The organism is Nitrincola nitratireducens (genome assembly GCF_000585235.1).
In the GTDB taxonomy this organism is placed as follows: Bacteria; Pseudomonadota; Gammaproteobacteria; order Pseudomonadales; family Balneatricaceae; genus Nitrincola; species Nitrincola alkalisediminis.
Genome location: NZ_AONB01000003.1, coordinates 250,616 through 272,124 on the forward strand (window position 1 = coordinate 250,616; position 21,509 = coordinate 272,124).

General features: G+C 45.7%; 20 protein-coding genes. 16 read left to right on the top strand and 4 right to left on the bottom strand.

The window, feature by feature from the left end; all coding sequences use genetic code 11:
• The first annotated feature begins 64 nt into the window (after positions 1–64).
• The 7 genes from D791_RS05120 to D791_RS05145 all read left to right on the top strand — a co-directional run bounded on the left by D791_RS05120 (position 65) and on the right by D791_RS05145 (position 7,746).
• The gene (locus D791_RS05120; protein WP_036508592.1) at positions 65–1,396 is read left to right on the top strand and encodes a TolC family protein; all 1,332 of its coding nucleotides are present in this window, start codon (positions 65–67) and stop codon (positions 1,394–1,396) included.
• Positions 1,386–3,572, top strand: coding sequence for a type I secretion system permease/ATPase (locus D791_RS05125; RefSeq protein ID WP_051514226.1), 2,187 nt, complete (start codon positions 1,386–1,388; stop codon positions 3,570–3,572). The genes D791_RS05120 and D791_RS05125 overlap by 11 nt, the downstream gene beginning before the upstream one ends.
• A gap of 11 nt (positions 3,573–3,583) precedes the next feature.
• Positions 3,584–3,778, top strand: a complete 195-nt coding sequence (locus D791_RS20300; RefSeq protein WP_202806814.1) for a hypothetical protein — start codon at positions 3,584–3,586, stop codon at positions 3,776–3,778.
• Positions 3,778–4,776, top strand: coding sequence for an HlyD family type I secretion periplasmic adaptor subunit (locus tag D791_RS05130; protein WP_475095425.1), 999 nt, complete (start codon positions 3,778–3,780; stop codon positions 4,774–4,776). Before D791_RS20300 ends, D791_RS05130 begins: the two co-directional genes overlap by 1 nt.
• A 289-nt stretch (positions 4,777–5,065) precedes the next feature.
• Positions 5,066–6,544, top strand: coding sequence for a SulP family inorganic anion transporter (locus tag D791_RS05135; protein WP_036508594.1), 1,479 nt, complete (start codon positions 5,066–5,068; stop codon positions 6,542–6,544).
• A gap of 14 nt (positions 6,545–6,558) precedes the next feature.
• Entirely contained in the window at positions 6,559–7,410 is an 852-nt protein-coding gene (locus D791_RS05140; protein ID WP_036508596.1) for a universal stress protein, read from the top strand.
• Positions 7,411–7,518: 108 nt separating this feature from the next.
• Positions 7,519–7,746 carry a DUF2798 domain-containing protein gene (locus D791_RS05145; RefSeq protein WP_036508598.1) on the top strand — a complete coding sequence of 76 codons (228 nt, stop codon included), beginning with the start codon at positions 7,519–7,521 and terminating at the stop codon, positions 7,744–7,746.
• Between the two features lie 7 nt (positions 7,747–7,753).
• Here D791_RS05145 and D791_RS05150 read toward each other — a convergent pair whose 3' ends face one another.
• On the bottom strand, positions 7,754–10,120 hold the full coding sequence (locus tag D791_RS05150) for an EAL domain-containing protein (RefSeq protein ID WP_036508600.1): 2,367 nt from the start codon (positions 10,118–10,120) through the stop codon (positions 7,754–7,756).
• A complete protein-coding gene (locus tag D791_RS05155; protein WP_036508602.1) occupies positions 10,117–11,010 on the bottom strand; it encodes a tetratricopeptide repeat protein in 894 nt (297 codons plus the stop codon). The genes D791_RS05150 and D791_RS05155 overlap by 4 nt, the downstream gene beginning before the upstream one ends.
• A gap of 358 nt (positions 11,011–11,368) precedes the next feature.
• Between D791_RS05155 and D791_RS05160 the strand changes: the two genes are divergently transcribed.
• From D791_RS05160 to D791_RS05200, 9 genes are read left to right on the top strand one after another with little or no spacing between them, the layout of a single operon-like run.
• On the top strand, positions 11,369–11,887 hold the full coding sequence (locus tag D791_RS05160) for a hypothetical protein (RefSeq protein WP_036508604.1): 519 nt from the start codon (positions 11,369–11,371) through the stop codon (positions 11,885–11,887).
• A gap of 9 nt (positions 11,888–11,896) precedes the next feature.
• Positions 11,897–12,259 carry a response regulator gene (locus D791_RS05165; protein ID WP_036508606.1) on the top strand — a complete coding sequence of 121 codons (363 nt, stop codon included), beginning with the start codon at positions 11,897–11,899 and terminating at the stop codon, positions 12,257–12,259.
• Between the two features lie 12 nt (positions 12,260–12,271).
• Positions 12,272–12,559 (top strand): STAS domain-containing protein, encoded by a 288-nt coding sequence (locus D791_RS05170; RefSeq protein WP_036508608.1) that lies wholly within the window; start codon positions 12,272–12,274, stop codon positions 12,557–12,559.
• On the top strand, positions 12,552–14,663 hold the full coding sequence (locus tag D791_RS05175) for a chemotaxis protein CheA (RefSeq protein WP_036508610.1): 2,112 nt from the start codon (positions 12,552–12,554) through the stop codon (positions 14,661–14,663). Before D791_RS05170 ends, D791_RS05175 begins: the two co-directional genes overlap by 8 nt.
• The gene (locus D791_RS05180) at positions 14,653–16,719 is read left to right on the top strand and encodes a HAMP domain-containing methyl-accepting chemotaxis protein (protein ID WP_036508612.1); all 2,067 of its coding nucleotides are present in this window, start codon (positions 14,653–14,655) and stop codon (positions 16,717–16,719) included. The genes D791_RS05175 and D791_RS05180 overlap by 11 nt, the downstream gene beginning before the upstream one ends.
• Before the next feature lie 9 nt (positions 16,720–16,728).
• Entirely contained in the window at positions 16,729–17,271 is a 543-nt protein-coding gene (locus tag D791_RS05185; RefSeq protein ID WP_036508614.1) for a chemotaxis protein CheW, read from the top strand.
• Complete coding sequence (locus D791_RS05190; protein ID WP_036508616.1) at positions 17,268–18,104, top strand: CheR family methyltransferase; 837 nt, start codon at positions 17,268–17,270, stop codon at positions 18,102–18,104. Before D791_RS05185 ends, D791_RS05190 begins: the two co-directional genes overlap by 4 nt.
• Complete coding sequence (locus D791_RS05195) at positions 18,092–19,165, top strand: protein-glutamate methylesterase/protein-glutamine glutaminase (protein ID WP_036508618.1); 1,074 nt, start codon at positions 18,092–18,094, stop codon at positions 19,163–19,165. The genes D791_RS05190 and D791_RS05195 overlap by 13 nt, the downstream gene beginning before the upstream one ends.
• 21 nt (positions 19,166–19,186) lie before the next feature.
• A complete protein-coding gene (locus D791_RS05200) occupies positions 19,187–19,711 on the top strand; it encodes a chemotaxis protein CheD (protein WP_036508619.1) in 525 nt (174 codons plus the stop codon).
• Here D791_RS05200 and D791_RS05205 read toward each other — a convergent pair.
• Both D791_RS05205 and D791_RS05210 read right to left on the bottom strand, forming a co-directional pair.
• The gene (locus D791_RS05205) at positions 19,692–20,804 is read right to left on the bottom strand and encodes a response regulator (protein ID WP_036508621.1); all 1,113 of its coding nucleotides are present in this window, start codon (positions 20,802–20,804) and stop codon (positions 19,692–19,694) included. The two genes, D791_RS05200 and D791_RS05205, sit on opposite strands and share 20 nt — an antisense overlap.
• Before the next feature lie 10 nt (positions 20,805–20,814).
• A complete protein-coding gene (locus D791_RS05210) occupies positions 20,815–21,435 on the bottom strand; it encodes an Hpt domain-containing protein (protein WP_036508622.1) in 621 nt (206 codons plus the stop codon).
• Positions 21,436–21,509: the final 74 nt, after the last annotated feature.

Below are 21,509 nucleotides of genomic sequence, written 5' to 3' on the forward strand. Positions count from 1 at the left end.
AAAAACGTCGCCGGGCAGCCGGCGGCGTTTTTGTGTTTTGATTAAGACGATAAGGACAACAAGCATGGTAAATGTGTCAAATCGATTTGGGTGGACGTCTCGCCTTCTTGCGTTACTTTGTGTCAGTGGTGTGTCGGCGGTCAGTGCCGAGGAGTCCGTGCGCTTAGCGTTAGACGAGAAGTTTGATGCGCAACAGGCTCAAACCCAGCAAATTCTCCATGCCCCTGAAGAGCGCTTGGCAGACTTAATGCGAGAAGCGCTGTCACAGCATCCGAATATCCGGGTGAGTCAGGCCGAGTTACAAGCGGCGCAAGAAGATCGTGAAGCGGCTGAGTGGGGGCGATTCCCGTCCGTCGGTCTCGACAGTCAGTGGCGATCAGGTGGCTTGCAAACCACCGCCCGTATTGAACAACCCTTGTGGACGGGGGGGCGGATACAGGGCAATATTGATTTCAGCGAGGCCCGTGAAAACGACGCGCGCGCCGGGGTGATGGAAACCCAACTAAAATTGCTGGAAGACACCGCATCGGCTTTCTTCGAGATCTTGCGATTGCAGTCACGGATTGCCATTGCCAAAGAGAATGAGCGTGAGTTGGAAACCCTGCTGGGCACCATTGAACGTCGTGTCCGCGCTGAAATCAACCCGGTTGCGGATCAAACGCTGGCCTCTTCGCGTTTGTACCAAGCACAGGCCGATGTGCAGGTGTTGATGCGTCAATTAAGAGTGGTGCGCAGCCGACTGAATCAATTGGTGAACCGCGAAGTGTTTCATTTGGTCACGCCACAAACCTTTGAGCTGGTCACGGTGAATGAGCCTTGGGTCGCCGATAGGGTCGTCAGTTATTCGCCTACACGTGAGCGTTTGCTCACTCAGGTGCAGCAAGGTCGAGCCGACATTGCCATTACCCGCGCACAGAGTTTACCATCAGTGGTGTTGGGACACGAACAGCGCGTTGGTAAGCGTGCGAGCGGCGAGGACTCATCGCGCAGTTACGTTGGATTGCAGATGCAGCTGGACTCTGGCTTGGCGAATTTCTCTCGGGTAAAGGCCGCGCATGCGCGACTGGATGCCGCGACGGATCGCATTCAAGTGTATGAGCGCGAATTGCGGACGACAATTGACAGTTTGCAAGCCGAGATAGACACCCTGGAGCAGCAGATTCCGGCAACGCAGAATATGCTGGCAGCGGCTGAGCTCATTGTTGAGTCTTACTTACGCCAGTTTCACGTGGGTCGAAAAAGTTGGCTGGATGTGCTGAACGCGCAACGCGAGAAAGCTCAGGCTCAAGCCCTGTTGGCCGACTTGCAAGCGCCATTAGAACTGGCCAAACTGCGGTTGTTATTATTAAGTGGTGACATTAACGAGAACACCTTAGGACGTTTGGATGAGTATTGAGACTTCTCAAACCACCCCCCCGATTACCCCCGTCGCCGAGACACGCAATCCGCGTGAAGCCTTAGCGGGTTTGTTGTCAAAGTTAGCTGGCCTGAAAGGCCAAGCCATGCCAGCGTTTCGTCTGAGCCTGATTGAGCAAAGCCGAGACGGTCTGTCATTGGATGATTTGCCTTGGCGTGATCAGTGCATTGAAATGTGGGTGGCCGCCTTCCCCAAAGGGCAGTGGCGACAGACTGAGGTTAAAAAGCTCGCACCCGGCGATTTTCCATTACTTTGGGTCGCAACAGACCGTGCCCTTGCCTATCTTGTGAAAGGGCGTTTAAGTCATGGTGCTTGCCGTGTTGAAACACTGGATGGCAAGTCCCTTGAACTTCAGGCCTCGGAGCTGAAGGAGGGCTTCTGGCTGGCCTTCGAGGTGTCGGACGTCGTAAATTCTATGGGCGACTCCGCTCCTAAAAGCGCCAGTGACTGGTTTGCTTTTGCCTTGCGTAAGCATCGTCGTGTGTTTATGGAAGGGGTTTTTGCGACCTTTATTATCAGTTCCTTAGCCTTGTTTTCGGCGTTGTACACGATGCAAGTCTATGACCGTGTCGTGCCAACACGGGGTTTTTCCACTCTATGGGTGTTAACCATTGGTGTGATGGTGGCCATACTCTTGGAGTTCATCATGAAGCAGGCGCGCTCTTATATTGTTGAGCGAGCCTCAAAGCGGATTGATTTGGAATTGTCAGAAGTGTTTTTTAGCAAGGCGATGGATATCCGTATGGATGTTCGTCCGGCGACAGTGGGTACCTTTGCGTCTCAGATTCGTAACTTCGAGTCCGTTCGCTCATTTATGACGGCGTCCACTTTGTTTATTTTAGCCGATGCGCCCTTTGCGTTGTTCTTTATTGGTGTGATTGCCATTATTGGCGGACCCGTGGCGTTGGTGCCTGTGGTGATGGTGCCGATTGCGGTGATGACGGGCTTTTTGGCCAGTCGTAAAATTAAGGAATACACGCGCTTGCAAATGGCCGAATCGAACCAAAAAAATGGCTTATTGATTGAGTCAATTGATGGTATCGAGTCGATTAAAGCAGCCGGCGGCACATGGAAAATGCAAGACCGTTATCGCCAGTTGACGCAAACCCTGTCGGCAAATGAGCTGCGCTTAAAGCTGTTGTCGATGCGTTCCACAAATTTGTCGCAATCCATTCAGCAAATTAACTATGTGGGGATGATTGCGGTGGGCGCTTATGCCATCAGCAATGGTCAGCTTTCGATGGGCGGCTTGATTGCCTGCTCGATTATCGCTGGTCGAGCCTTGAGTCCAATTTCGCAAATTCCACAACTGGTGTCCCAGTGGAACAATGCCAAAATTGCACTGGAAGCCTTAGACAATATTATGCAGGTGCCGAGTGACCGTGAAGTGGACGCTAAACTCATCATTCCCGAGGGGTGTGATGGCCGAGTGCGCTTAGAAAAGGTCAGCTTTGGTTATACTCAAGAGCGTCCGACCTTTGCCACTGCCGCTCTCTTCATTAAACCGGGTGAGCGGGTTGCGGTGATTGGTTCTGTCGGCTCGGGTAAGTCAACCTTGATTAAACTCTTATCGGGCTTGTACAAACCGCAAGCAGGCAGTGTCTACTTAGACGACATTGATATGCAGCATTTGGCTCCGGCGTTTTTACGTGAGCATATTGGGTATTTGCCTCAGGATGTACGCCTGTTTAACGGTTCGCTAAAGGCCAATTTAACGCTAGGCTTGCCAACCCCGAGTGATAGCCGTATCTTGCAGGCGGCGGCACTGACGGGATTGGATCAAGTGATTCAGAATCACCCTCAGGGGCTTGAGTTAGAGATTACCGAAGGTGGGCGTGGTTTATCCGGTGGGCAACGTCAGTTGGTGGGGTTAACCCGTTTGCTGTTGGCGCAACCTAAGGTGATGCTCCTGGATGAGCCGACCGCTTCGATGGATTCTCGTCTTGAAGCGAAGGTCATGAAGCATCTGTTCCAAGAAATTTCTCCTCAGAGTATTTTAGTGGTGGTGACGCATAAACCCGCCGTTTTACCTCATGTGGATCGAATCATTGTGGTGGATTCCGGGCAAATTGTGATGGATGACACGCGTGATAAGGTGTTGGCTTTGATGCGACAACCGACAAAAACACCTGCAACAGACACGGCCCCTCACTAAGTGGAAAATTTATGAAGTTGTTATGGTTTTTACGAACCTCAGACGCCTCGGCATCGAGTCATGAGGACAATACTCAGTCACCACGGATTGTGATTTGGGGAACCCTGTTGGTTTTATCTTGCTTTTTTACTTGGGCATATTTTGCTGAACTGGATGAGGTGACACGGCTCAAGGTTCGGTTATTTCCAGTTCCCGAACGCAGCTGATCCAGTCGCAAGACGGTGGAACGCTGGAGGATTTGCTAGTGCGCGAGGGTGACAGCGTTGAGGCTGGGCAATTGCTGGTGCGTTTGGATCGCACCCGTGCTGAGGCGGCGTATCTGGAAACACGTGCTCAGTATGCCAGTTTGTCCGCTATTTCGTCACGTTTGCTGGCCGAAGCCTTGGATCAATCTCCGGTTTTTCCAGACGTTCTTGATGATTATCCGAGCCTTCGTGCCAATCAAATGGCTTTGAAGCAAAAGCGTCAGGCTGCCTTGAATGAAGAGCTAGCGGCCTTAGCGCAGGTGCGGGGGTTGTTGGAGCAAGAGCTGCGCATGAATCGGCCTTTGCTTGCATCTGGCGATGTCAGTCGCACCGAGTTGTTGCGTCTGGAACGACAAGTTGCAGAGATGAACGCGCAAATCACGAACAAGCGCAATGCGTATATGCAAGAGGTGCAAAGTGAGTTGACGCAGGTCATGGCTGAATTGAGCAGTGTCGAGCAGCAGCTGGCGCAGCGTCGCAATTTGATGGAGCAAACCGAGTTGTTCGCACCTATGTCGGGTATCGTTAAAAACGTTCGCATTAATACGCTGGGCGGTGTCATACGTCCGGGAGAGGAGGTGATGCAGATCGTGCCTTTGGAAGATGATTTGCTGATCGAGGCCAAAATTAACCCAGGTGACATTGCCTTTTTACACGTTGGGCTGGATGCCCGTGTCAAAATTGATGCCTACGACTTTACCATTTACGGTGATTTACCGGGTCGTTTGATGTTCATCAGTGCCGACACGCTAACAGATGACCTGCAGCAGGGGGAGCAGCCGTATTATCGGATACGTGTTCGAACCGATGGTCGTAAGTTTAGTGCGACGGATCGGGAGTTGGATATTCAGCCGGGGATGACGGCAACCGTCGAAATCAAAACCGGACGCCGCACGGTGTTGCAGTATTTGACGAAGCCGATTATCAAAACCCTGAGTGAATCGATGGGTGAGCGGTAATACGGGTAAACCGAGCCTAGCGTTTTACAGCCTAACCCAAAACAGCGTATAATCGCGCCTTCAACTACTTATCTGGAAAAAGTCGGATGCTGGCGCATTATATGGCTGTGACTCCACCCTAGCGTTCCCTTTATTGCGATTCTTACCATCAAATTTGGTTGAATTGCAAACCCCCTGTCATAGGCTGAGTTTATCTTAGCCCTTTTCGTATGCCTGTTTGCCAACTCTGAATAATCCTTATGAAGGCTGACGGGCAGTTGTGTTTATTCTCTGATAATGGATGCTTTACATGTTGTTTTCTTCAACGCGCCAAGACTGGCTTGGCAATGTGCGTGGTGATTTGCTCGCGGGTTTAGTGGTGGCCTTGGCGTTAATTCCTGAGGCAATTGCCTTCTCGATCATCGCGGGTGTGGACCCTCGTGTGGGTTTGTATGCCTCATTTTGTATTGCCGTGATTATATCGATTGTGGGTGGCCGTCCGGGCATGATTTCGGCGGCAACGGGGGCAATGGCATTATTGATGGTGACATTGGTTCGTGAGCATGGCTTAGAGTACTTGCTTGCCGCGACGATTCTAACCGGGGTTCTCCAAATCGTTGCAGGTTACATCAAGCTAGGTGCGCTGATGCGCTTTGTCTCGCGCTCGGTGGTGACAGGCTTTGTCAATGCACTGGCCATTCTTATCTTTATGGCACAATTGCCTGAACTCACGAATGTGACTTGGCATGTATACGCGATGACAGCGGCAGGTTTGGGGATTATTTACCTCTTCCCCTATATCAATAAAACTATCCCATCACCGTTGGTGTGTATTTTGGTGCTGACTGGCGTCGCTCTGCTTCTGGATCTGGATATTCGCACCGTGAGTGATATGGGACAACTGCCCGATACCTTACCGATTTTCTTATGGCCGGATGTGCCTCTCAACCTTGAAACACTTTGGATTATTTTGCCCTATTCTGCGGCCTTGGCTGTGGTTGGTTTGTTAGAGTCCTTAATGACAGCAACGATTGTCGATGACTTAACCGACACCAAAAGTGATAAAAATCGTGAGTGTAAGGGACAGGGAATTGCGAACATAGGTGCAGGCTTACTCGGTGGTATGGCGGGTTGTGCAATGATTGGACAGTCGATTATTAACATTAAATCGGGTGGGCGCGGTCGACTTTCAACCCTGTCGGCTGGTGTGTTCTTATTGCTGATGATTGTCTTCATCGGTGACTGGTTAGGGGTCATTCCCATGGCTGCTTTGGTGGCGGTGATGATCATGGTGTCGATCGGAACCTTTAGTTGGGAGTCCATTACGAATCTTAAGAAGCATCCAATGTCGACCAATGTTGTGATGCTGGCTACCGTAGTGGTGGTCGTTGCCACGCATAATTTGGCGTATGGTGTGTTTGTTGGGGTGTTAATTGCCTCCTTGAATTTTGCCAATAAAGTGGGCAAGTTCTTGTACATCAAGTCTGAAAAAGAGGCAGGCAATACACGTCGTTATCACGTTGTTGGACAAGTGTTTTTCAGCTCGGCTGAGTATTTCTCTTCGTCTTTTGATCTTAAAGAAGATCTAGACAAGGTCATTATTGATGTAAGCCGTGCGCACTTCTGGGATATCACCTCCGTTGCCGCATTGGATATGATCGTGATTAAGTTTAGACGTGAAGGCATTGAGGTGGAAATTCTGGGGCTAAATGAAGCCAGCGCGACTCTTGTTGATCGTTATGGTGTGCATGATAAGCCTGAAGCCATCGAAAAATTAATGGGCCACTAAGGAGGGATCAGACAATGAATCAAGTGATTGCGTGTATCGATACCTTTAACCATACGGCCGAGACCGTGTGCGATTATGCAAATTGGGCTTCTGTGCAAATGCAGGCATCTTTGACGCTCTTGCATGTTCTGGAAAAAAACGAAGCACCTGTTAAAGCCAATTTATCGGGCAGTATTGGCTTAGGCGCCCGTGAACATTTGCTCGAAGAGTTGTCCAGCCTAGATGAACAACGCTCTAAAATTCTACGTGAACAAGGACGCTTGTTGTTAGAAGAAGCCAAAAAGCGCGTGGATGTCACGGCGATTCCTTCTCTAGAAACGTTGCAGCGCCATGGCGACTTAATTGAAAATCTACTCGACCTTGAGGCATCAACCCGTTTATTGGTGATGGGACGAGAGGGCAGCCATGCACACGAGACCTCACATATAGGTTCTCACCTGGAAAGTGTGATTCGTACCGTACAGCGACCTATCCTCATTAGTGTCAGTGATTTTAAAGCCCCGTCACGCTTTATGATCGCTTATGATGCCAGCCCCACTGCAAAAAAGGTGTTGGAGCGCGTGGCCTTCAGCCCTTTGTTAAAAGGCATTCCTTGCTTTGTGCTGATGGTCGGTGCTAAAACGGAGACTCAACTCGAGCAGTTAAGCGAAGCAAAGCAGACCTTGGAAAAGGCAGGGTTTTTAGTAGAGACGGATATACGCGCCGGTGAGGTGGATAGTGTTATACATCAAACACTGAAAGATGTGGAAGCTGATCTGTTGGTGATGGGCGCCTACGGGCATTCACGTATTCGACAGTTTTTAGTGGGCAGCACCACCACTAAGTTGCTGCGCAGTGCTCAAGTGCCGTTACTACTATTGCGCTAATGGATTTTAAATTAGATAGTTCTAAAGTATAATGGCTGGCACTGATGTCATTTGTCTGTAAGAGACTTCAATAGAAGTCTCTGTTTCGTTTTGAGAGGGAGAAGGTTGATGTTACCAAAACGCTATACACACCTTGTGGGCACTTTTTTTATGTCGATCCTGATGGTATTTATAATGACGGCGCTGATTACTCTGATCAATACCGGTATTGAGTCAGGCTTTTTAGTGCGTTGGGCGAAGGCATTTGTCATTGCTTGGCCCATTGCATTTTTGTTGATTTTTATGTTTGGTAAACGGATGCAACAGTTGGCTGCAAAGATTTGTACTCAGGATTGAAGCGAGTTTAGGATAGTGTGCTAGGGCTCGGCATTCCAAAATAGGCGCCTTGAGAAAAATCGACCCCTAGTTCGGCAATTTGATGCTGTACTGCTTCGCAATGGACAAACTCAGCCACTGTTTGCAGGTTGAGTTGTTTTGCGAAGGTAACAATCCCTTGCGTTAAAATACGAGCGTTCTGATCTTCATGAATGGACTTAATGAGACTGGCATCTATCTTGATAATATCCACATTTAATCTGAGCAGGTGTTCAAAATTGGAATAGCCAGTGCCAAAGTCGTCAATCGCAATACGGCAGCCATAGGCTTTAACCTTCTGAATAAAATGAATGACCTCTGCATAGTTCTTGATCCCGTCGGATTCAAGAATTTCAAAAATGACACGATGGCCGATATTGTACGAGTGCAGTGCGTCCATGATTTTCGCAATAATGCTTGGATCAACCAAGTCTGAATAGGAAAGGTTGATTGAAAACTCATAAGGGAGTACTGAGAAGTGCCTAAAGCACTTTTCAATCATAATTAAAGTCAGTTGACGATCCAGTCGTAAGCGGTGAGCGATGTCTAAAAAGACACCGGGAGACACCAACTCGTTGTGTTCATTTTGCATACGAATCAGGCACTCGTATTTAGAAATGCAGTGTTGATTGTTGTCATATATAGGTTGAAAGTACGGAAAAATTCGATCGTCATTCAGCGCCTCTCGCAATTGACGTGCACGAAATTGATTTTCGGCGTAGAGGGCGTCTTTTGATTGTGAGTGATCGTAGACGCAATAATGAAGCGATTGTTGGCGTGCTTCGTGAAGCGCTATGGCGGCTTGTGTCGTTTGTTTATTGGAAGTAAGTGCTGACGATGCGCTAGAGGGTAAAACGGCACCACAAGTAAAGTCGATGCTCAATAATTGCTCGTGCCAAAGAACATTAAATGCCTTCAAGCGTAAAAAGAGCGCTGACAGAGTGTCATGTATTGCGCCTTCATTGGAAAATTGACCGACTAGCGCAAACTCATCACCGTACACATTGAACAACTTCGTTTCCAACGTGTTTGGCAGTTCTTGCTGAAATTCGTTTAATCCTTTAGCAAAGGCAATTAAAACACTATCGCCACATTGATTACCGAACAGCGAATTAATTTCACTGAAACGGTCTAGATTGATTAAGATCAGTCCTGAGTTTGGGTGTTGATTCAAATACTGCGTAAGACGCAGGCGATTAGCAAGACCCGTCAGGCTGTCGGTATAGGCCGTCCTGAGGTCTGCTAAAAGGCGAATAATTCGTCGAATTAAATAGGCTGAGAGCAAGATCAAAATAATAGCGGTGGTAAATAGAATCGTTTGATTGATGTGTTTGACCGGAATCAGAACGGCATCAATTTCGTCTTGAGGAACACCAATCCCAAACACCATCCCCGAAAGCGTGTTTGAGTGCAAAAGAGAGTAAGATCGCTGATCCACATTGATTCGAGAGATCAGCGGTGAGGCTTCACGGTTAAATGCTTCGAAGTAATGTGAATGCTGAGTCAGTTGTAACTCCAAAATTGAATTAATGAGGTTTTGAGCATGTCGCGTATCGTCACTCAGACTTAAACTTGAAAGGTTACGATTGTTGCTGTCCAGTAAGAAAGCAAAGCTGCCTTGCGTCACTTCAATGTAACTGACGAGGTCAATGATTCGATCTGCGGTCCAGTCCGTTGTTGCAAATCCAATGAAGTGCCCGCGGGCATTAATCATGGGAGTGATTAAAGTTATTTGTGCTCGATTTTTACGGGCGTCAAAATAAACGGGCGTCCAATAGATATCCTTAATACGTCCTCTTTCCCATCGCCAGTTGGCAGGGATCGCTTGGGTAAACCAATCGCGCATTTCGTAAGACGCATCTTGAGTGTTTATTTTTGTTATTTCGTTGCCATCAAAAACAAATGCAGGATTGTAGTGGCGTTGATTTCCGCTGAGGATGTTAGGTTCATACCATAGGCCAATACCTGCAGCGCCATCAAAATTGATGAGGGTATCGCGTAGCGCTGTTTCCAGTTCATTTTGAAGTTGTCGTTCATCGGTAAACAGATTGTTGGTTTCGTAGCGTAAACTGTAAAAGGTTTCGCCTAACTGACTCACGGACGTTGTAAATTCTTCTAGAGATTTTTGCTCGTACTCAATGCGCCCAAGTCCAGTTCGATACACTTCACTGATCTGTTCGTTTCTGAGATCGACAATAACCCGTTGTGAGTAGTTTAGATTTAAATTTGACAGGGTCCACATGCCCCCAAAAAGCAGTACGATCAAGAGAACAATTAACCAAAGAATAGACTGGCGAATATTATCATTCAGTATCTCATTGAGTTTGGAGAGGGTACGTGCCGAGCCACTGTTCATTCGGGTTTTACGTCCAGAGCGTTGAGCGCCTGCTGGGCTTCGGTGTGTCCCATACTGGATGCACGTTGATACCAGAGTGATGCCTGACGCAGGTCGGTGGGCGTGCCGTGCCCTTTCTGGTGCAATTGCCCTAAAAGGTAGGCAGCCTCGGCTGAACGAGGCGCCGCTCTGTTGGCCCAATGTAGCGTTTGATCATAGTTTTTGAGCGCATAATGCACTCTTGCCATCTGTGTTTGCGCAGCAACATCGTTCTGTTCCGCAAGGGGTTGGCAGATTTTTAAGGCTTCATGATAGTTTCGGATACTCACAAGCAGATAGCATTCTTTTAGCGCATCTGCATTTGAGGGTGGGCTGTCTGTGCGAGAAGGTGAGCTCAATGTGTTGGATTGAGTTGCATCAATGGTCTGCACGCTTGCTTTTTGAGTGGCACTCTGCGCTACGGATGCAGCCAAGCGCTGCGCATAGGCGTTTACATCGTTCGGACAGGAATACAAATACCCGGCTCGGTAGCGATTTAAGTTGGCTTGAGTGAGCGCTTGGTTGTTAAATCGCTCAGCAATGGCCGCACACCGACGGTCTCGCTCAGCTCGAACGCTGTTCAATTCCGAACGTAATTCTTTGCGGTGGCGGTTTCGTTCAAGGTACTGAGTCAACGGATCTATGTAGGGCTGAGCGAACAGTTGATTGATTTCACTATTTTTTGACTGGGTGGGTGTCTGGCTTAAGTCTTGAATAGCTTCCCCCGAACGCTTAATCAGTCCACCCGTTTGTTTGAGGAGTGTTTGACGTTGAGCCGTTTCGCAGCCTACAAGCACCATTAAAATACAAATAGAAGCCATCATGCGAAAGGTCGATGTTAGACGAGAAGGAAAAAAGGGTGGCTGAGTCATGTCGTCGATTCAATCTATATGAATAACAGGCTGTGGCTTCTAAAACATATAACGTACCATATTTCAGCGAGACTCCGATAGCAGCCATCGGTATGAAAATTGAGCATATGTTAAACCTGTATTTCAAACGTCATTTTTCATGTCGCCTTTGCTTGTGTTGTGTGAGATTGTATTGGTTAGTGATAATTTTTCTGATATTTCCGAATATTCCGTTTACAGGCAGGTGCAGATTGGCTATATTTCCATGGAATATAAGTGGAATATAAAGAGCTAATTGTTTAGTTGAGCGACTGAGCGCTTGCTTAGTATCCCTTTATAGGTTTGGCATGAGTTATTCACGTATAAGTTTGAGGTAAGCATGGAGTCTGATGACCAACCGATACCCTTACATTTTCCGATTGAACGTGAGCCTCACACGCTAGCATTGATTCGGTATTTAAGAGAGCTGTTGCCAGTGACCACTGAGCTGTTAATCGAGTGTCGTGAAGATATGGAGCAGTCCGTTACCAACATTACTTGCCGGTTACACGATGTACAGACAGCCATCGTGTCTGACAATGCTCATGAAGGTATATACTCTGTTGAAAAACCCATTGAAGACACGATAAATGCACATGTCGCGCAAATGATCACCTCTCTGCAATTTCAAGATCGTTTGAGCCAAGTCTTATCGAATCTTATATTTTCACTCGTTGAAGCCGAATCTGTAATTACAAGTACCGAAAACCTACCGACTGAAGAAGTTGTGATTCAATTTACAGAGATGCTGAAAAAAATGCGTCAACGTGCGACAACAGATCTTGAACGTCGTGTTTTTGATCCTACACTTAAACAGCATCCTTCTTCGGACGAAGACGACAATCTTACATTTTTTTAAGGAGTTACTATGTCTAAGACCATTCTGATCGTTGATGATTCAGCATCTGTTAGGCAAGTTGTCAGTATGACGCTAAAAGCGGCTGGACACACAGTGATTGAAGCCTGTGATGGACTTGATGGCTTAAAAAAACTAGAAGGCCAAAAAGTAAATTTGATTGTGAGTGATGTAAATATGCCGAATATGGATGGGTTAACATTCGTAAAAGAGGTTAAATCTAATCCTGCTCATCAATTTACCCCAGTGTTGATGCTGACAACGGAGTCCGATAGTAGTTTAAAGGAGCGAGGGAAAGAAGTGGGTGCAAAAGCATGGCTAGTTAAGCCTTTTCGTCCGGACATATTACTCGCCGCCGTTGCTAAATTAGCCTAAAGCGAGGTATCTATGTATACATGGAAAGCGCCTCCATCGCTGACAATTTACGATTTGGCGGACATGAAAAAAGATTTTAATACGGATGATCTTATGGAACATGATTGTATTGTGGATCTTTCGGATGTAAAGGATATTGATTCCGCTGGTGTACAGTTTTTGATGGCAATATCTCAAAGAAGCCAAACCGTATCAAGAATATGCAGTTTTCAGGGAGGCGATGACAATGTGATGGAGTTACTGCACTTATTCGGCCTCACATTAGACCTTGTCAGTCAAACGGAGGTCGGTGATGTCTAGTCCACTGCATACATTTAAGGAAGAAGCTCGAGAGCATTTGGAAAACCTTGAAAATGCATTGTTGGTGCTCGAGGACAACCCTTATGATACAGAGCAGATTAGCTTAGCTTTTCGTGCTATGCATACTATAAAAGGTGCAGGTGGAATGGTTGGAATGGATCATCTTTCCTATTTTACGCACCATTTAGAAACCTTCTTTGAATATGTTCGCAGTGGGGATATTACCCTCACGGCTGAAATGATTAGCTTAGTACTTGAGTCTAGCGATCACATATCCGCGCTACTACAGGAAATGAATCCTTCGACTGAGCTAAAAGTTATCAGTGAGTCGTTGATTAAACGTTGTGAGAAATACACGCCTAAAAAAGATATAAACGATACCGTTACTCCGATGCCACTAAACGATCATGATCTAAGTGTCGGAACATCGACTGAGAACGAAGTCGAATGCTGGGCAATCACGTTAATTCCCAATCAGACGACGTTTAAAGATGGATTTGATCTGATTCCTTTATTAAAAGAGCTTAAGAGTTTGGGGAGCTGTCAAATAAAGACGACGCTAGTCGGGTTTGAGTGGACGCTATACGATCCGCAGCTATCTTACTTGCATGTGGATGTGTTGCTTGCAACCTCAGCGGGGCGCAATGCGATTGATGATGTGTTTATTTTTGTCCAGGATGATTGGAATATTCAATGTCAACGAGTTGATATTGATGAATCTGATCGCTTAGGAGACCTCCTTGTCGATAAGGGACTCGTGTCCAGTGATGCGATTGATCAATTGATCGAAACTCAGCCCAAAATTGGCGAGGTGTTAACTCAGTCCGGTCTTATAGACCCTTCAATGGTAAAAAAAACGCTTGATGAACAAGCATTTGTTCGTGGAGAGCGTCAACTCAAAGCACCACCTACGGAAGAGCAGACCATTCGTATTCCGGTTGGCAAGCTAGACATGTTAATGAACTTGGTGGGTGAGTTGGTTATCGCACAAGTTCGTCTTGAGCAAATTGCCAGTGAGGTGTTGAACGATGATTTGACGTCGGTAGCAGAAGAGTTATCACGTTTAAGCACTGAGCTAAGGGATACAGCATTTGATATTCGTATGCTGCCCATAGGTACAACTTTTGGTCGTTTTAAGCGGTTGATTCGAGATCTTAATCGGGAGTTAGGCAAGTCAGTTCGTCTAGAAACCTATGGTGCCGAAACCGAACTGGATAAGATGGTATTGGATAAACTCGGCGATCCACTGGTGCACTTACTGCGCAACAGTATGGATCATGGTGTTGAGCGTCCGGATGTCCGCGAATTAGCAGGTAAAAATACCGAAGGTGTTATTGTCCTATCCGCAACACACAGTGAAGGGCAAATTTTAATCACGATACGGGATGACGGTGCGGGGTTAAATACGCAGAAAATTGAGGCTAAGGCCATTGAGCGCGGATTGATCAAGCCTGGGCATGGCTTGAATGAAGAAGCCTTACACCAACTGATTTTTGAGCCTGGTTTCTCAACCGCTGATTCTGTTTCGGACGTATCAGGTCGAGGCGTGGGTATGGATGTTGTCAGAACGTCGATTGAATCGCTACGCGGGCGAATTCGGATTCAGAGTCAACTTGGACTGGGTACCCAGATCAGTATTTATTTACCTATGACCCTGGCCATTATTGAAGGACTGATGGTACGTGTTTCAGATCAGCGCTATGTCATACCTTTGACGGTTGTTGAGGAGTGTCTGGAAACATTGGGCAGTGAAATGACCCAAGATGATGGAGCACGTTTAATCGAAAAACGGGGTGAACTCATTTCGTGTGTGCGCTTGCGAGAGTTTTTTTCTGTTGAGGGGGAAATGCCTCTTATCGAGCAAACAGTGGTGACTCGTTCCAGTCATCTTCGTCTGGGCATTACCGTGGATGAAGTGATTGGGCAGCATCAAACTGTGATTAAAAGCTTAGGAAAGCTGTATCAAAAAACCCCGGGCTTAATGGGGGCGACCATCACAGGTAACGGTAACGTTGCCATGATTCTTGATGTAAACGAGTTAGCTGACGAAATTGCTAGAAATCGATCTGAACTACAAACAGGTAGGTACCACCATGACGCATAGAATATCACTCAAAATCCTTCTTTTAGGTGGTTTTGCATTGCTAATTATTCTAATAGCAACGGCCAGTTTACAGGGGGTAAATTCTGCAAAACAAATTAATGAAGGGCTGGTCGAGCTTGTAGAAGGGCCGGCTGAAAAAGTGCGCTTGAGTGCGTTTATGCGTCAAGACATATTAGCACTTGATGGCTACTCCAAAGCAATTGTCTCTGCACGCGATGCGGAGACGATGAATCGCTTTATGCAGCAAATTACAGCTCGGGGAAATGAGTTGGCTGGTCGAGTTGAAGAGCTGAAACAAATTATCAACGACCAAGAGCTTCAGGCGATGCAAGCATTTGATGGCCACTTGCGTGACTACAAAAATGTTGTGCAACAAATCACTGACTTGGCGCTATTGAACTCAAATGTTAGGGCGATGGAGCTGAGCACTGGTCGAGGTGATGGGATTTATGATGCCATTGACGAAGCAATTAAATCGTACTTTTCCGCTTTAACTTCACACGGACGCGAAAACAGCACGTTTGCGTTGGATGAAATGCGCCTACTGATTGATTTACAGGATGCCCTGAGCAGCATTGATCGTCTGGAAAAAGAGTTTATCATCGCCGTTGACGAAGCTCTTATGTCTACAACAGAACAGGAGATGCAGCCGTATTTAAGAACTATTGAGACACGATTATCGGCCCTTGAGCGAATCAGAAACCCCGCGGTTCCAGATGCCAAAGCAAAACTTTTGGAGTTAACGCCTACTTATCTGGCAGTGGTGGCCGAAGTAATAGCGATTTCAAGGGAGAATGGGAGTGAGCGAGCGTTTCAGTTGAGCATTAATCAAGGTGAAACTTTACTGAGAAACCTTGAAAATAGTCTATTGGAGATAGTTGCGAATAACCAAAGGGAGATGACTGGCGCCAGTGAAATGGCAGCAACTTTATACAACAATACCTTCACACTGTTAATTTCGATCTTAGTGGTATCGCTAATTCTAGCGGTGATGATTGCAACAGTAATCATTCGTCGGGTTAACCTAGTAAGTTCGATTGCATCGCAGATTGGTGAGGGGCATCTCAATTACAACTTTGATACTCGGGTATCGGACAGCGATATATACGGTGTGTTGCGCAACATGACGATTCGTCTTAAAGAAATTGTGGCCGAGATTAAAGAGGCGTCTTCGAATGTGACCACGGGTAGTATTCAATTGTCGAGCACAGGCCAGCAAATTGCCCAAGGTGCGACCGAACAAGCGGCTTCGCTTGAAGAAGTGTCATCCGCAATGGAAGAGATGACGGCGAATATTGCTCACAGTGCTGATAATGCGCGACAAACTGAACAAATTGCACGTCAAGCGGCAATGGACGCAGAAGAATCTGGCGATGCTGTGTCTCAGTCTGTGACGGCGATGAAGGAAATAGCCGAAAAAATTAACATCATTGAAGAAATTGCGCGTCAAACCAATTTGCTGGCACTTAATGCCGCGATTGAAGCCGCAAGAGCAGGAGAACATGGTAAAGGATTTACTGTTGTGGCGGCTGAAGTGAGAAAACTGGCTGAAAGAAGTCAGCGTGCTGCTGCTGAAATTGTCGATTTATCGCGAAACAGCTTAGGGATCTCAGAAAAAGCTGGGAAAATGTTAGAAGCACTTGTACCGAATATTAAGCGAACCTCTGATTTGATACAGGAGATTAGCGCCTCTGCTATTGAGCAAGACAAAGGTGCATCTGAAATTAGTAAGGCGCTACAGCAACTTGATCAGGTTGTTCAACAATCAGCGGCATCAGCTGAAGAAATGGCTGCAACCTCTGAGGAGTTGTCTGCCCAAGCTGAGCAAATGAATGTGACGATGGAGTTTTTTATCATTGATGAAAGAAGCGGGCACAGAAATCCGTTGCCTTTAGCCTCGACTCGAACCCCGCAAAAAAATACTCGGATTAGCCACCCTTCATCGACGTCCTTGGCTCAAAACCCTAAGAAAACAGCATCTGTTAATAAACCGATATCGAAATCTCAAGGGGTTGATATCGATCTAGACAGCGATGACGACTTTACTCGCTATTAAGGCTGAATTATGACTCAAAAAAAAACAACCGATGACAAAGTAGATAAGATTGAAAAGATTCAAATCTTATCCTTCGTGCTGGATCAAGAGCGTTTCGGGGTTGAAATTAGCAATATTCAAGAAGTATTGGAATATCGATCCGTTACACCTGTGCCAAGGACCCCAACTTACATGTTGGGGGTGATCAATCTAAGAGGGCAAGTAGTGCCAGTGATTGATCTTCGTAGCTACTTTAATATGCAGTTAGCAGCCCCCACTGTTAATAGCTGTATTATTATCGTTGATGTCAAAATCGAAGGGGAGGAAACCTCGATCGGTTTATTAGCTGACAGTGTTCAAGAGGTGGTAGAGCTGAATGTTGATGATATCAGCCCTCCGCCCAAAATTGGCAGCCGTATTCGTTCTGAGTTTATTTATGGCATGGTAAAACATGACGAGTACTTTATTATCTTATTACGTGTTTCACGAATCTTCAGTCAAGAAGACTTAACCGATATTCAAGATGTCACTGTGAATGTGAATAATCTTGCCACTGACGAGTCAGAGTTATGATTGATCATGACCATTTGACGGATAAGGATCACGATAGAATTGCTGAGTTTATCAATAGCAAGGCCGGAATTCAGTTGCCTTACCACAAACGGTCATTAATTGAGGCGAGGTTGAGACGTCGTCAGAAGGTCACGCAGCATCAACGCTTAACCGATTATATAAATTATGCTTTGGCTGACGAGAGTGATGAGAGTATTTTTTTGATTGATGCTCTGACAACCAATAAAACCCATTTTTTTCGTGAGGAGGCACATTTTGATTTTTTGAAGGCATTTTTTGCTAAGCCAATTAATCGCCCTAAAGCATGCTTGAACGTGTGGAGTGCAGGTTGCTCAAGTGGAGAGGAGCCATATACCTTAGCGATGGTTCTGAGTGAATTAAAAGAGCGTAATTTGATTCCTGATTTTCAGATATTGGCGACGGATATTTCAATTTCGGTACTTGCGGCTGCTCGTAATGCCGTTTACGCCAATGAACGTCTTGATGGAATTCCTGAACATTACCGTAAGCGTTATTTGTTGCGTTGTAAAAATCCAGACCGGCATGTATTTCGAATCGCTCCAGAGCTTAGAACAAAGGTGAAGTTTGATACGTTTAATCTAATAACTGGAGATTTTAAAGACGTGCCGTTGCAAGATATTATTTTTTGCCGTAACGTCATGATTTATTTTACAGCTGAGCAGAAAAATAAAATTATTGCGTCTTACTACCAACGTTTATCCGAAAAAGGCATGTTGTTTTTAGGTCATTCCGAAGGGTTGACCGGAAAAAATGATCACTTTGAGCAAGTCGTTCCCACTGTCTATCAAAGAGCGAAGTTATGTCTAAAATAAATGTATTGGTTGTGGATGACTCTGCTGTTGTCCGTCAAACACTTTCGGACATTATTAACAGTGCACCTGATATGCAAGTATGTGATACTGCGTCAGACCCTTATATAGCGGTTGAAAAAATCAAACATATGCGGCCAGATGTGATTACGTTAGATGTTGAAATGCCTCGCATGGATGGCATTACGTTTCTTCGTAAAATTATGTCACAACACCCGATCCCAGTGATTATTTGCTCATCCTTAGTAAGTAATCGAAGTGAAACTCATATCAAGGCACTTGAAGCAGGTGCAGTGGATATCATTGCTAAACCTACCCTCGGGACGCGCAAATTTTTGGAGGAGTCCAGTCAGCGTATTTGTGACGCAATTCGGGGTGCTGCGCAAGCACAGATCAGCAAGTTGATATCCACCAAAAATTCACATGGACGCTCAGAAAAGCTTACGGCCGATGCTGTTATTGCCGCAAGTAAAACGCTAGCCATGTCTGAAACAACCGATAAAATTATCGTGATAGGTGCATCGACCGGAGGAACTGAGGCAATACGTCAGGTGTTAGAACAAATGCCACGTAATTGCCCTGCGATAGCCATTGTGCAACACATGCCTGAGGGCTTTACACGCTCATTTGCAGACCGCTTAAACTCATTATGTGATATTAATGTTAAAGAGGCGGAAAATGGTGACTCATTACTTAAAGGGCATGCACTGATTGCACCAGGAAATAGACATTTATTGATTAAGCGCAGTGGCGCTCGTTATTACGTTGAAATCAAAGATGGACCTTTGGTGTCTCGGCATCGTCCTTCGGTGGATGTACTATTCCGATCTGCGGCACGTTACGCTGGCAAAAATGCATTGGGTGCGATTCTGACTGGCATGGGTGACGATGGTGCTGTTGGAATGCTGGAAATGAGGGAATCGGGTGCCTGGACATGTGGTCAAGACGAGGCATCGTCTGTCGTATACGGTATGCCTAAAGAAGCCCTAATAAAGGGGGGTGTGGTTTCACAACTACCTTTGTCTCATATTGCTGCTGCGTTAATACGTGAGTCCAGTCGATAATCAATGTACGTGGATTGAAATGTGAGTAGCTACAAAAAAATTGTGATTCATGCAGGTGAGCTTGTTTTTGGTCGTGGAAATAAACATATTTTCACGTTACTGGGCTCATGCATTTCCATAACGCTATGGCATCCGGTTCATCGGTACAGTGGTATGTGTCATTTTGCTTTACCCCGCAGGCCTGTGGGAATCCCGGGCAAATTAGACGCTCGTTATGCCGACGATTGTATTAAAATTTTTAAAAAGGCCGCTGAAGAAAAAGGAACATCTTTAAAAGAATATGAATGTAAAGTGTTTGGTGGTGGTAATATGCTGCACCGTTACACTGATGAAAAACTACCTGCTGAGTTGACTGACATCGAACGTCAAAATGTTGGGGACTCAAATGCTGCTGAGGCGTTCACTCAATTGATTTCGTCTGGCTGTCAGATTAAAGAGGCGGATGTCGGAGAATTTGGCTACCGACGGGTTTGGTTTAATGCCTACACGGGGGAAACGAGGGTTGAATACACCCCCGTAATGAAGGTTAATCGTGTGATTGTATAGTGAGTAAACGGTTAATAATCGATTGCATGTGTTGATCAATTTTTTTGCCTGCAAGTGTATGATTTTCATAGGAGTCAACAGCTTTATGAACCATTGAGGTTAATAGAATTTCTTGATCCTCAATTAAACCCCATGCCATGAAGGATTTCTCAAGGTCAAGTAGTAGCGTTTGGAGAATCGACTCGCCCTCTTTAATGTGCTGCTTGCGCTCATGTGACATCGAATTCAATGCTTGGCGTGCATCTATCGATAATAGTGCTAATCGCTTGTCAAACTGAAGGCGTTTATGACATTCAACCACACTGTCCATCATCATGGCGAAAATGTCTCGATAACGGCCGCGAGTATCAGAATCTGACGGAGCATTTTTAATCAATAAATTTGCATTGTAAAAGTTAAACATAGTTCTCGACCCTTTTTCGAATATCCGATCGGCCGCATCTAGATGAATAAGTAAACTTTGTTCGAGTTCAGACATAGGCTCGTTACTGGAAGCGAAAATAGGACCTTCTTCTGTTAGCAAGACAATTGAGGCGTGTAAATCAAAGTTTGATAGCGTGTTTACCACCTCGCGAGCCAGATCCTCAGATGATTTTATTGAAAAGAGTTTACGGGTGAATTCAAGAATCGCGCCAACCTCGCCTGCTGAGGTAATTGCGGTCATGGCCGTCTTAAAAATTGAGTTTTTCTCTTCGAGCAATGCTTCTCGTTGGGCTCTTTTAGCAATAGCGATGTCAATTTTTCTAAGCAGTTCTTTAGGTTCAATAGGCTTGGAAATAAAGTCACAGGCACCCACATCGTAGCCTTTTAATTTTTCCTCGGTAGAGGTCAGGCCCGACAAAAAAATAATGTCGATATTCTCGGTTTCAAAGTTGTCCTTAATTTCTTGGCAAGCTTCAAATCCGGACATTTCAGGCATTTGAACATCCATTAGAATGAGATCGGGTTTGATAGAAGACTGTGTAATTTCAACGGCTGCTTTTCCATTCGTAGCCACTTGAATATTGTAATGACCTTGCAACGTATTTACGACAAAACTGATGTCAAAAGGTGAGTCATCAACAATTAGAATACGTTTACGATCAGCTTGCATTTGAATGTCCTTACGCGTTATTGGTATTGTCTTTAGTACTTTGACGTATTTCAGTTATGATATAGCTTACACGTTCGTAATCAAAATGTTTAAAGGCTATTTCTAGGGCGTTGGCTTGGTCAATATATTGTTTTTGACGCATTAGTTGTAACAGAGAGTCTACAGATTCAGGATTAATCCATTGAAAGGTTGAGCTTTTTTCCAGAATTTCGTCTAGAAGACTGTTTTTATCTTGATTAGAAATGGGTAGTTTTGTCCTTTCAATAGGTAAGGCACTGTGTAAGAGAGCATCCTTGTGAGCCAGCAGGGTTGTCAGTAGTTTTTGTTGAAGTTCAGCTGAGGGTAGTGTGTTTGCTTTTAGTAAATGGTTACAGTCTTGACATAGGTTGCTTAACGTTTGAGCACCAATCGTGGCTGCACTGCTTTTTAGTGTATGGGTGATTTGCTCAGCGTCCTCTAACGCATGTTCTTCGAAAGCCTGTCGAAGTTTATCGTATTGGGACGGTAATATTTCGACAAAAACTCCTATCAAATCCATTAAGAGAGTTTCATCATGATCGCAGTAGAGCAAGGCTTCGTTTAGATCAAATCCGAGCTGTTCATAAAGACGTCGTATGGCACTGTTTGACATTTTTGTTTATCCTGCAATCGCGTTTGACTCAGTACTCAAACGAAACGTGATGTTCTCTTGTGGCGCTTCACTTG